The organism is Pseudomonas sp. SHLD1 (assembly GCF_028640935.1).
Lineage (GTDB): Bacteria > Pseudomonadota > Gammaproteobacteria > Pseudomonadales > Pseudomonadaceae > Chryseomonas > Chryseomonas aestiva.
This window is the reverse complement of sequence record NZ_JAQZAD010000013.1, coordinates 453,940-465,744: the sequence shown is the minus strand read 5'-3', so window position 1 is coordinate 465,744 and position 11,805 is coordinate 453,940. Positions and strand designations below refer to the sequence as shown.

Below are 11,805 nucleotides of genomic sequence, written 5' to 3'. Positions count from 1 at the left end.
GGGCCCATGGACCAGGCGCTGCGCCTACTGGTCAGCCCCATCCGTCGCTATCCCGCGCCTGTCTCCCCGCCAAGCCGCGCCGTGCTGAACGCCTGGTCCGTCCGTCACCCATCGCCTGCCCTGCGCCATGAGGTTTTCATCAACCAGGCCGCAATCTGGCAAGACCAATTCGAAAAAATCCAATTGGTCTTGCCAGATATCCGAACGGGGGTGTAGCTTTCCCTGCCATGGATCTCACATAGGGCACACCCCTAGAACAACAACAAGAGAGAGCACCATGCTGGATACCCCATCGCCCCGCGGCGAAGGTGGCGGCCCCGTACCGGCCGCGCCCGCGCCCTGCCTGACGCTCGAAAACATTTCCAAGCGCTTTCCCGGCGTCGTGGCCCTCGACGACGTCAGCCTCAGCCTCTACCCGGGTGAAGTCCACGCCATCTGCGGCGAGAACGGCGCCGGCAAGTCCACCCTGATGAAGATCGTCAGCGGCCAGCAGCCGCCCGACGAGGGACGGATTCACTACCTCGGCGAGGAGCGGCACTTCAAGTCCGTGTCGGAAGCCGAGCATGTGGGCATCGCCATCATTCACCAGGAACTCAATCTGGTGCCCCACCTCACGGTGGCGGAAAACATCTTCCTGGCCCGCGAGCCGGTGCGCTTCGGCCTGATCGACAGGCGCAAGATGCAGGCGGACACCGAAGCCTGCCTGGCCCGCCTGGGCGTGGCCATCAGTCCCCGCGCCCCGGTGGCCAAGCTGTCGGTGGCCCAGCAGCAGATGGTGGAGATCGCCAAGGCGCTGTCGCTGGACGCCCGGGTGCTCATCCTCGACGAACCGACCTCCTCGCTGACCGAAAGCGAGACCCAGGCGCTGTTCAAGGTCATCCAGGACCTCAAGGCGCGCGGCGTCGGCATGCTCTACATTTCCCACCGGCTGGACGAGATGCGCCACATCGTCGACCGGGTGACCATCCTGCGCGACGGTCGCTACGTCTCCACCCAGCGCTTTGCCGACACCAGTGTCGACGCCATCGTGGCGGGCATGGTCGGGCGCTCCCTCGATGAGAAATTCCCGCCGCGCACCTCGGTGCCCACCAGCGAGGTGCTGCTGCGGGCGCAGGGCCTGACCCGCAAGGGGGTCTTCCAGGACATCAGCTTCGAATTGCGCCGCGGCGAGATCCTCGGCTTCGCCGGCCTCATGGGCGCCGGGCGCACCGAGATCGCCCGGGCGATCTTTGGCGCCGATCGGCTGGATGCCGGCCAGGTGGAGATCAACGGCCGCGCGGTCACCCTCCGCAGTCCGCGCGACGGGATCGACCAGGGCATTGCCTACCTGTCCGAAGACCGCAAGAAGGACGGCCTGGCGGTCAAGATGACGCTGGCGCACAACCTGACCCTGGCCAATCTGGATGCCCTCTGCGGGCCGCTGGGCTTCATCCGTTTCGGCGAGGAGGCGCGGGTCGCCCAGGACTACGTGCGGCGGCTGGACATCCGCACGCCCTCGATCGACAAGGTCACCCGCTACCTCTCGGGCGGCAACCAGCAAAAGATCATCATCGGCAAATGGCTGTTCCGCGACGCCCGGATCATGTTCTTCGACGAGCCCACCCGGGGTATCGACGTCGGCGCCAAGTACGCCATCTACGAAATGATGGACCAGCTGGCGGCCCAGGGCATCGGCGTCGTCCTGATCAGTTCTGAGCTGCCGGAATTGCTGGGCATGAGCGATCGGATCCTGGTCTTTCACGAAGGTCGCCTGACCGGTGACGTCGAGACCCGGGCCACGTCCCAGGACCAGATCATGCACTACGCCTCCGGCTGCACGTCGCACTGACGGCAGCTCGCCCACGCGTGTCGAGCGAGACAGAGAAATGACCGAAAAACAAAAAGAATTTCTGCAGAAGTTTGGCGCCCTGGTCAGCCTCCTGGCCCTGATCGCGGTGTTTTCCTCCATGAGCAGTGCCTTCCTCACCATGGGCAACGGCATGAGTGTGGCCTTGCAGGTCACCTCCATCGCCTTTCTCGGCCTCGGTGCGACGGCGGTGATCATCACCGGCGGCATCGACCTCTCGGTGGGGTCGGTGCTGGCCCTGGCCGGCGTGGCCAACGCCATGGCGGTCAAGGCCGGCGCGTCCATCGAGGTGGGCATCCTGGTCGGCCTGATCGTCGGCGGGATCTGCGGCGCGATCAATGGCCTGTTCGTGACCCTGGTCAAGCTGCCGCCCTTCATCGCCACCCTGGGCATGATGCTGGTGGCCCGCGGCCTGGCGCTGCGGCTGACCGACGCCCAGCCCGTCTCCGGACTTGGTGCCGCGTTCGGGGTGCTCGGCAACGGCACCCTGGGCCGCATCGAGCGCATCGGCGACGACGGCTTTCCCAACGTGATCTTTCCGGGCATCCCCTACCCGGTGATCATCATGATCGTCCTGGCCATCGCCCTGTGGCTGGTGCTCAGCCGCACCCGCCTGGGCCGCCACATCTATGCCGTGGGCTCGAACGCCGAAGCGGCGCGGCTCTCCGGGGTCAAGGTGCGCGCGGTCACTCTCTTCACCTATGTGCTGTCCGGCGTGCTGGCCGGCCTGACCGGCGCGGTGCTGATGTCGCGCCTGGTCACCGCCCAGCCGAACGAAGGGGTGATGTACGAACTGGACGCCATCGCCAGCGCGGTGATCGGCGGCACCTCCCTCTCCGGTGGCATCGGCAGCGTGTCGGGCACCCTGATCGGCGCCTTCACCATCGGCGTGCTGCGCAACGGCCTCAACATGCTCGGCGTCTCCAGTTTCACCCAGCAGATCATCATCGGCCTGGTGATCCTGCTGACCGTCTGTATCGACCAGCTCCGCAACCGCAAGAAGTGAACCCTCGATAACAACAACAAGGAACGACCGATGAAAAACTTCAAGAAAGTGGTCCTGGGTGTCGCCCTCTCCGCCGCGACCTCCCTGGCGCTGGCCGGTAACGGCGAGATCGCCGTCATCGTCAAGAGTGCCAACTCCAACTACTGGCAGAACGTGCAGAAGGGCGTGCAGGAAACCGCCAAGCAGCACACCAGCTACAAGGTCACCTTCCAGGGACCGGCCTCGGAATCGGCGATCGCCGACGAGGTGAACATGGTGGTCAATGCCGTCAACCGCGGCGTCTCGGGCATCGTGCTGGCGCCGTCCGACCCGGACGCCCTGGTCCCGGCCATCAAGCAGGCCTGGGAAGCCCATATCCCGGTGGTGCTGATCGACTCCTCGGTGGCGGAAAGCGGCGCGCCCTACTACCAGTCCTTTCTCTCCACCGACAACAACAAGGCCGGCGAGCTGTCCGCCCAGCGCATGATCGAGAAGGTCGGCAAGACCGGCAAGATCGCCATCATGTCCTATGTGCCCGGCACCGGCTCGGAAGTGGGCCGGGTCGGCGGCTTCCGCAAATACCTGGAGCAGCATTCGCAGCTGACCGTGGTGGGCCCCTTCTATTCCCAGTCGCAGATGGCCAACGCCCTCAACCAGACCACCGACGTCCTGGCCTCCAACCCCGACCTCAAGGGCATCTACGGCGCCAACGAACCCACCGCGGTCGGCATGGCGCGGGCCATCGCCCAGTCCGGCAAGGCCGGCAAGCTGCAGGCCATCGGCTTCGACGGCAACGAGGACCTGCAGGGCTTCGTGCGCGACGGCACCCTGGACGCCATCGTGGTGCAGAGCTCCTATCGCATGGGCCTGGAATCGGTCGCCACGGTGATCAAGGTCATCGAGAAGCAGAAGGTGCCCAAGTTCATCGACACCGGCGTCCTGCTCATCGACAAGGCCAACCTGGACAGCCCTGACGCGCGCAACGTGCTCTATTGAGCGGAGGCCTGGCGATGAATCTCTCCGAACGGCGTCCCCTGGCGAAAAGCCCGCTGGCCCTGCCGGTGCTCGGCCTCGGCTGCTCCCAGCTGGGCGGACTGTACCGGGACATGCCACTGCCGCAGGCCGTCGACACCCTGGCCGGCGCCTGGCGGCAGGGCATCCGCTATTTCGATACGGCGCCCTTCTATGGCTATGGCCGCTCGGAGCATCGCCTCGGGGCCTTTCTCGACGAATTGCCGCGGGATGAAGTCGTGCTCAGCAGCAAGGTGGGCCGGCTGCTCGCGCCCAACGGCAGCGAGCGCGCCAACGATGACGGCTGGGCCCGGCCGCTGCCCTTCAAGCCGGTCTATGACTACAGCTACGACGCCATCCTGAGGTCCCACGAAGACAGCCTGCAGCGACTGGGGCTGGCGCGGATCGACATCCTCTATGTGCACGACATCGGCCGCCGCACCCACGGCGAGCGGCATGACCGGCACTGGCAGGCGCTGACCCGCGGCGGCGGTTTCCGCGCGCTGGAAGAGTTGCGCAGCGGTGGCCAGGTCCAGGCCATCGGCCTGGGCGTCAACGAATGGGAAGTCGTGGTCGACAGCCTCGACGAGTGCCCGCTGGACTGCACCCTGCTGGCCGGTCGCTACACCCTGCTGGAGCAGGAGAGCCTGAGTCCCCTGCTCGATCGCTGCCTGGCCCGGGGCCACGTCATCGTCGCCGGCGGGGTCTTCAACTCCGGGATCCTCGCCGGTGGCCAGCACTTCGACTATGGCGCCGCGCCGCCAGCGGTGGTGACCAAGGTGCGGGCCCTGCAGGAGGTCTGCCGCGACTTCGCGATCCCGCTGGCCGCCGCGGCCCTGCAATTTCCCCTGGCGCATCCGGCGGTCGCCTCGGCGGTCATCGGCGCGCGCAGCGCCGAGCAGGTGGCCAGCAACGTGGCCTGGCTGCAGACGCCCATTCCAGCGGACTTCTGGAGCACCCTGAAACAGCGCGGCCTGCTGGACGCCGACGCCCCCGTGGCAGGCGCCCCGGCATGAAGCCGCACAGCCCTTGCCACCCAGCTCCCGGGCGCCGGACGCTGGCTGTCCCGCCCGGCGAGCGTCTCGCCCCGAATCCAATGTGCATCCCGAGCGATGCGGAGTCTCCCTATGCTGACCGTCATCTGTGAAAAACCCGGCCTGCTGGTCTCGCGCGATACCCCCAAGCCCGCCCGTGGCGCAGGCGAAACCCTGATCCGTATCCGCCGGGTCGGCGTCTGCGGGACCGACCTGCACATCTACGAAGGCAACCAGCCCTATCTGGAATACCCGCGGGTGATGGGCCACGAGATTTCCGGCGTCGTCGAGGAAACCGACGACAGCGGGCGCCTGCAGGCGGGGGATATCGTCTACGTGGTGCCCTACCTCTCCTGTGGCCAGTGCATCGCCTGCCGCCAGGGCAAGACCAACTGCTGTACCAAGATCGCGGTCCTGGGTGTGCATCGTGACGGCGCCCTGACCGAGTACCTCAGCCTGCCCGACCGCTTCGTCTTCAAGGCCGAGGGCCTCACCCTCGACCAGGCGGCGATGGTGGAATTTCTCGCCATCGGCGCCCATGCCGTGCGCCGTTCGGGGCTGGGCCAGGCACAGCGCGTGCTGGTGGTGGGCGCCGGTCCGATCGGCATGGCGGCGGCGATTTTCGCCGGCATCGCCGGGGCCCAGGTCACCGTCCTCGACACCCGCACCGATCGCCTGGAATTCTGCCGCCAGCACCTGCAGGTCACGGCCACGGTCACCGTCGGTGACGGCGACAAGGACGAACTGGCGCGGCTGACCGAGGGCGACTTCTTCGACGTGGTGTTCGACGCCACCGGCAACGGCCGGGCCATCGAGCGCGGTTTCGAATTCGTCGCCCATGCCGGCAGCTATGTGCTGATCTCGGTGGTCAAGGATCACATTCGCTTCGCCGATCCCGAATTCCACAAGCGCGAGACCACCCTGCTGGGCAGTCGCAACGCCACCGCCGAGGATTTCCAGCACGTCGAGCGCTGCCTGCGCGAGGGGCTGATCCCGGACCAGGCGCTCAATACCCATCGCCTGCACCTGGCCGAGCTGCCCACCCGCTTCGCGGAGCTGCTGGACCCGGCCCGCGGCGTCGTCAAGGCCATCGTCGAAATCTGAACGGTCTGATCGGCCAGCACCTGGCCGAGGAGCGAGAACATGACACGCTACTGTCTGCTGCTGGACCTGCGGGACGATCCCGAGCTCATCGCCGAATACGAACGCCAGCACGCGGCGGTCTGGCCCGAGGTCATCGCCCATCTGCGCGAAGCCGGCGTCGCCAACATGACCATCTGGCGCCTCGGCTGTCGGCTGACCATGCTGCTCGAAGCCGGGCCGGACTTCTCCTTTGCCCGCCTGCACGAGCTGGAACAGCGCAATCCCAGGATCCAGGAATGGGAAACCCTGATGGCGCGCTATCAGCTGTCCTCACCCGAGGCGGGATCGGAGAAGTGGCAGCTGGCGACCCCGCTGTTCGAGCTGGCCGCCCTGCCCTAGGTCGCTGGCGCCACTCCGGGTAGCCCATGAGATACTGAAGCCCTTGAAGATGCAGGTTTCACCGATGACGCTACCCACCGCCACCACCGAAAGAAAGCTCTACCAGAAGATCGCGGATCGCCTGCGCCAGCATATCCGCGAGGGCGCCATCGAAGCCGGCACCCGCCTGCCGCCGGAGCGCGACCTGGCGCAGTCGCTGGGCGTCTCCCGGCCGTCGCTGCGCGAAGCCCTGATCGCGCTGGAAATCGAAGGCAGCATCGAGGTCCGCCAGGGCTCCGGCATCTATGTGAACGCCGCGCTGCTGCACAACGGCGCCCGGACCTCCACCCTCGGCGAGAGTCCTTCGGAGCTGATGCACGCCCGGGCCATGATCGAGGGCGCGACCATCGTGCTGGCCTGTTCCCTGGGCGGCAAGGCCGATTACCGCTACCTGGCGAAGTGCATCCAGAACATGAGCGACAAGATCGCCCAGGGGCTGTCCCCCATGGAGGAGGATCGCAAGTTCCACTGCCGCCTGGCCCGGATGAGCGGCAACTCCACGCTGGTGCGCATCATCACCTCGCTGTTCGACGAGCGCCACGGCCCCCTCTCCACCCACGTCGCCGAGCAGACGGAAAGCCGGAAGACCTGGGGCGTCGCCGTGGCCGAGCACGAAGCCATCCTGCGCGCCGTGGAAGCCCGCGACCTGATCGGTGCCCAGACCGCCATGCGCCACCACCTGCTCTGTTCGGAAGCGCGCTGGCTCGAGGGCTTCGCCTCCAGCGAGGATTGAGGGCGCTGCGTCCGAGGGCCTGGCCGAATACCTGCCGAACCGCCAGGCTCGACGGCTACTTGGGAGCACTACGCTCGACAGCGCCTTTGCCGCTAGACTGCAGCCTCCCTTCGCAGACCAGAGCCGCTCGATGCTGCCATCCGACAAGACTCGGCTACCGACACCCACCGCCCTGGAAAGTCGGATCAAGGCACGCTACGAACAGATGTCGGTCGTGGAGCAGAAGCTGTCCGACGTGATCCTGGCCGCTCCTGGCCAACTCGCCATGCAGACCGCCACCGAGCTGGCCACCCGAGCCGGCGTCTCCAAGGCCACCGCCACACGCTTCTTCCGTACGCTCGGCTATGGCTCCTACGAGGAAGCCCGGCGCCAGGCCCGCGCGCTGCGTGGAGGGGGCTCACCGCTCTATCTGCAGGACCGCGGCGCCGCCGAGCACTCGGTCGATGACCTCCTGCAGCATCATCTGGAGCAGGAACTGGCCAATGTCCGGCAGACCTATCAGTCGCTGAATCAGGACGAACTCTTCGCCGCCGTGCACGCCATCGTCGGTGCCCGGCGGGTGGTCATCATCGGCTTTCGGCATAGCCAGACCATCGCCCACATGGTTCGCAGCCACCTGATCCAGGTTCGCGACGACATCCTGCTGCTACCCTCGCCCGGCGACAGCCTGGCCGAATATCTCGCTGGCCTGGGGCCGGACGATGTGGCCATCTGCATCGGGCTGCGGCGGCGGATGCCGCAACTCGAGAAGACCATGGCCGTGATGGGTCAGCTGGGGGTCCGCATGCTCTATCTGGCCGATGTCCTGGCCGGCAGCCCCGCTCAGCTGGCGACCTGGGTGATCCGCTGCCACACCGAAAGCACCCTGATGTTCGACAGCAACAGCAGCGTCTCGGCCATCACCAACCTGCTCTGCTCCCTGGTCGGCAAGGAACTGACAGGCCGCAAGACCTCCCATCTGGAGACCACCGAGCGTCTGCACCAGCAACTGGAAGAGCTGGACAACCCCCGCTGACGCACCATTTCAATTCGTCATGCACCGGATAAAGGCAGCGGATCAGATCCGTGCCGGAACCTAAGAAACAGATGTTTCAATTAAAATTGTCTAGAAACATTAGTTTCTTCAAGGGGTTACGGCGCTCGCTACGGCAGGTGCCCTAGCTGGCATGCTTTCTGCGATGAAGCCTGGGTCACCCCTCCGACCAAGGCGCTCCCATGACCTCTCTTGCTTATCGCTGTGCCGTGACGCTTTCCGCCCTGGCCTTTGGGCTCGGCCTGCTGGGCGCTGCCAGCGCCGACACCCTCGATGACGTGAAAGCCAGGGGCAAGCTGGTGGTGGCCATAGATCCCACCTTCGCACCCTACGAGTACACGGATGCCAGCGGCACCATCGTCGGCTATACACCGGAAATCATGCAGCGGGTGGCCGCCAGACTGGGCGTCACGCTCGAGTACCAGAAGATGGCCTTCAGCGGCATCATCCCGGCGTTGATCGCCGGCTCCGTCGACGCCGAAGGCTCCTCGCTCAACGTCACCGCCGAGCGCGCCGCCAAGGTGTTCTTCACCGTCCCCTTCGGCAAGAGCGTCAACGCGGTCCTGGTGCGAGCCGACGAGACCCGGGTGACGGCCACCCCGCTGACCGTCGAAGCCCTCTCCGGCCTGACCGCTGCGGTCAAGGCCACCACCGCGCCGGAACAGCTGCTCAGGCAGTTCAATGCCCAACTGAAGGCCCGGCAGCGCCCTCCGATCAAGATCATCAGTGTCGACAGCGTCGACCAGACCCTGGCCGCGCTCATGACCCGCCGCGCCGATTTCGTCTTCGATGATCTCACCGTGCTGGGCGGGCTGACCAAGCAGCTGCCCGGCAAGGTCAAGCAGGTCGGCGAACTGGGCGACAGCCAGTGGATCAGCTGGGCCACCCGCAAGGACGACGCGCGCCTGAACAAGGTGATCAGCGACGAAATCATTGCCCTTGCGCAATCCGGCGAACTGAAAACGCTGCAACAGCGCTATCTCGGGGTCAGCTTCGACCTGCCCACCGCCGACTTCATCCCCCGCCAGTGAGTCTTCCCATGCTTTGCCCAACCCATCACGTGCACGTCCCCGCCGGGCACGGCCGGACGTTCGAGATCCGTGCCGGCCAGTACCTCACCGTCATCGACACCGACGGACAGCAGGCGGCTGACTTCGTCGCCGTCGTGCTGGGCCAGCTCGAGGAGCAGTTGTCCCCGGTGCACACCCGCCGTCGACTCAATTCGCTGTTCTTCAGGGTCGGCGACTGCCTCTACTCCACCGCCGACGAGCCGCTGCTGGAAGTGATCGCCGACACCATCGGCGTCCACGATGCCAACGTGCCCGCCTGCGACCCGACCCGCTTCAGCGTCGATTTCGGTGTGGACGGCCACCGCAACTGCCTGGACAACCTGCACGAAGGGCTGGCCGGCTACGGCCTGCTGGCGATCAACGTACCGGAGCCTTTCAACCTGTTCCAGAACGGACCGGTGACCGCCGACGGCCGCATGCAGGTCACCGACCCCAAGAGCAAGGCGGGCGATCACGTGGTGTTCCGGGCGCTCAAGGACCTGGTCTGCGCCGTGTCCTCCTGTCCGCAGGACATCATTCCGGGCAATGGCCTGCACGTGACGCCCATCGATATCCGTATCGCCGACACCGCCCCCACCCCCGCCTGAGGACCGCCCCATGCTGTTGATGAAAGAACACCTCGACGAACGCGCGCCGCTGCCCGTGCAGCGTGTCGACGTCCGCGCCGGAAGCGCCGGTTCGATCGCCGTGAAGCGGGGTCAGTTGCTGCGCATCGAAGCCCGGGACGCCGGTGTGGTGGCCAGCCTCTTCGGCTTCAGCGAGAGGGATCCCATGGTGCATCTCTCGGTCCATCACACCCGGGTATTCAGTAACTCCTATGTCCTGGGCTCGGGCATGCGGCTGGTGAACAACCGGCGGCGCCCGGTGATGGTCCTGGGCCAGGACAGCCTGGGTACTCACGACCTGCTGCTGCCCGCCTCCACCAGCGCCTTCCTGCGCAGCCGCGGCTATGCGCAGACCGGCTGCGTCGAAGCGGTATAGGCCGAGCTCGCGCGGCTGGGTCGGCAACAGCCCAAGCTTCCGGACCCCATCAACCTGTTCATGCATGTCGCGCTGGAACGCGATGGCAGCCTGCATCCCCAGCCGAACCAGACGAGGGCGGGCGACCGGATCACCTGCCGCGTGGTGCAGGACATGCTCTTCGTCGTCTCGACCTGCTGCACCGGCATTCCCGGCAACGATCAGGTCGGCGCCGTGGTGCTTGCGGTCGCGGAAAGCCTGAGCGACTTCCCGGAGTAACCCGTGCTGGAACAGATGCTCAAGATCCTGCCGGAGCTGGGACCCGGATTGCTGGTCACGCTCGAGTTGACCTTGGCCGCAGCGCTGCTCAGCTTCAGCGTCGGTCACGTCATCTGGTGGCTTCGCCAACGCCAGGCCTGGCTGCCCAGCCGGCTGGGACGCCTGTACGTCAGCCTGATGCGCGGAACGCCCTCCATCGTCCAGCTGTTCCTGGTGTTCTTCTCGCTGCCGCTGCTCGGCCTGGGCGGCAAACCGCTGCTGGCAGCGGTGCTCGCGCTCGGCCTGAACAGCGCCGCCTATACCGCGGAGATCCTGCGGGGAAGTTATCGCAACCTGGCCAGCGGCCAGACCGAGGCGTCCCTGGCCCTGGGACTCTCCCGCCTGCAGTGCTGGCGCCACGTCCTGGCACCCCAGGCGCTGCGGAGCAGCCTGCCGGCGCTGGTCAACGAATTCACGCTGATCGTCAAGACCACGCCCCTGGCGTCCGTGATCGCCGTGACCGAGCTGACCTATGCCGGGCAGTTGATCATCGCCCGGACCTACGAGGCCGGACCGGTGATGCTGCCGGTCGTCGCCGGCTACCTGCTGGTGTGCTGGCCGATCCTGTTGCTCGCTCGGCGTCTGGAAGTACGTTTCGCCACCGCGAGGACCACCTGATGGATCCGGGCATCATCCTGGCCTACGCCCCGTCGTTGCTTGCCGGCCTGGCCTACACCCTGCAGCTTTCCCTGCTCGCGGCGCTGCCCGCCCTGCTCCTGGCTGCCCTGCTGGCCTGGATCCGGCTGCGCGGACGCCATCCTCTGCTGCAGACGCTGGCGCGTGGCTACACCGACCTCATTCTGGGCCTGCCGCTGCTGGTGCTGATCTATGTGCTCTTCTTCATCCTGCCGGAATACGGACTCACCCTGTCCTCGCCCCTCGTCGGGGTGACGGCCCTGACCCTGTATTACGGACCCTATCTCGCCCAGGTGCTGCGCGCCGCCTTCGCCGCCATTCCTCCCGGCCAGTTCGAGGCCTGCAGCGCCCTGGGAATGTCGCGCTGGCAGAGCTTTCGCCATGTCGCCCTGGCCCAGGCGCTACCCGTGGCCCTGCCCCCGGCGACGGGCCTGTTCATCGGCCTGCTGAAGGATTCGGCGCTGCTGTCGGTGGTCTCGGTCGAGGAGTTCATGTACGCCGCCAAGCAGGCCATTTCGGAAAGCTACGCCCCCCTGGAAATCTATCTCGCGGTCGCCTTGAGCTATTGGCTGGTCACGCTCGCCATCGATGCGGCCGCCGGCGCCTGGGAGCGCCGCCTCACCCGCCATCGCATCCACTAGTCACCCACGAGGTTCAG

General features: G+C 66.4%; 13 protein-coding genes and 1 pseudogene. All 14 read left to right on the top strand.

What is annotated here, in order from left to right; all coding sequences use genetic code 11:
• Positions 1–6 precede the first annotated feature (6 nt).
• The 14 genes and pseudogenes from PVZ77_RS07550 to PVZ77_RS07485 all read left to right on the top strand — a co-directional run bounded on the left by PVZ77_RS07550 (position 7) and on the right by PVZ77_RS07485 (position 11,788).
• Positions 7–216, top strand: a complete 210-nt coding sequence (locus PVZ77_RS07550; protein WP_273806178.1) for a hypothetical protein — start codon at positions 7–9, stop codon at positions 214–216.
• 61 nt (positions 217–277) lie between these two features.
• Positions 278–1,828: a sugar ABC transporter ATP-binding protein gene (locus PVZ77_RS07545; protein ID WP_273806177.1), complete on the top strand. Its 1,551-nt coding sequence runs from the start codon at positions 278–280 to the stop codon at positions 1,826–1,828.
• 37 nt (positions 1,829–1,865) lie between these two features.
• Positions 1,866–2,852: an ABC transporter permease gene (locus tag PVZ77_RS07540; protein ID WP_273806176.1), complete on the top strand. Its 987-nt coding sequence runs from the start codon at positions 1,866–1,868 to the stop codon at positions 2,850–2,852.
• Between the two features lie 30 nt (positions 2,853–2,882).
• Positions 2,883–3,827 carry an ABC transporter substrate-binding protein gene (locus PVZ77_RS07535; RefSeq protein ID WP_273806175.1) on the top strand — a complete coding sequence of 315 codons (945 nt, stop codon included), beginning with the start codon at positions 2,883–2,885 and terminating at the stop codon, positions 3,825–3,827.
• 14 nt (positions 3,828–3,841) lie between these two features.
• Complete coding sequence (locus tag PVZ77_RS07530) at positions 3,842–4,858, top strand: aldo/keto reductase (RefSeq protein WP_273806174.1); 1,017 nt, start codon at positions 3,842–3,844, stop codon at positions 4,856–4,858.
• A gap of 111 nt (positions 4,859–4,969) precedes the next feature.
• Entirely contained in the window at positions 4,970–5,980 is a 1,011-nt protein-coding gene (locus tag PVZ77_RS07525) for a zinc-binding alcohol dehydrogenase family protein (RefSeq protein WP_273806173.1), read from the top strand.
• 39 nt (positions 5,981–6,019) lie between these two features.
• The gene (locus PVZ77_RS07520; RefSeq protein WP_273806172.1) at positions 6,020–6,358 is read left to right on the top strand and encodes an L-rhamnose mutarotase; all 339 of its coding nucleotides are present in this window, start codon (positions 6,020–6,022) and stop codon (positions 6,356–6,358) included.
• 64 nt (positions 6,359–6,422) lie between these two features.
• The gene (locus PVZ77_RS07515; protein ID WP_273806171.1) at positions 6,423–7,130 is read left to right on the top strand and encodes a FadR/GntR family transcriptional regulator; all 708 of its coding nucleotides are present in this window, start codon (positions 6,423–6,425) and stop codon (positions 7,128–7,130) included.
• 130 nt (positions 7,131–7,260) lie between these two features.
• Positions 7,261–8,145: a MurR/RpiR family transcriptional regulator gene (locus PVZ77_RS07510; protein WP_273806169.1), complete on the top strand. Its 885-nt coding sequence runs from the start codon at positions 7,261–7,263 to the stop codon at positions 8,143–8,145.
• A 200-nt stretch (positions 8,146–8,345) separates the two neighbouring features.
• Complete coding sequence (locus PVZ77_RS07505; protein ID WP_273806168.1) at positions 8,346–9,194, top strand: transporter substrate-binding domain-containing protein; 849 nt, start codon at positions 8,346–8,348, stop codon at positions 9,192–9,194.
• An 8-nt stretch (positions 9,195–9,202) separates the two neighbouring features.
• A complete protein-coding gene (locus PVZ77_RS07500; RefSeq protein ID WP_273806166.1) occupies positions 9,203–9,820 on the top strand; it encodes an urea carboxylase-associated family protein in 618 nt (205 codons plus the stop codon).
• 10 nt (positions 9,821–9,830) lie between these two features.
• Positions 9,831–10,472, top strand: a pseudogene (locus PVZ77_RS07495) (urea carboxylase-associated family protein).
• Between the two features lie 3 nt (positions 10,473–10,475).
• Positions 10,476–11,129 (top strand): amino acid ABC transporter permease, encoded by a 654-nt coding sequence (locus PVZ77_RS07490; RefSeq protein WP_273806165.1) that lies wholly within the window; start codon positions 10,476–10,478, stop codon positions 11,127–11,129.
• Positions 11,129–11,788 carry an amino acid ABC transporter permease gene (locus PVZ77_RS07485; RefSeq protein ID WP_273806164.1) on the top strand — a complete coding sequence of 220 codons (660 nt, stop codon included), beginning with the start codon at positions 11,129–11,131 and terminating at the stop codon, positions 11,786–11,788. Before PVZ77_RS07490 ends, PVZ77_RS07485 begins: the two co-directional genes overlap by 1 nt.
• Positions 11,789–11,805: the final 17 nt, after the last annotated feature.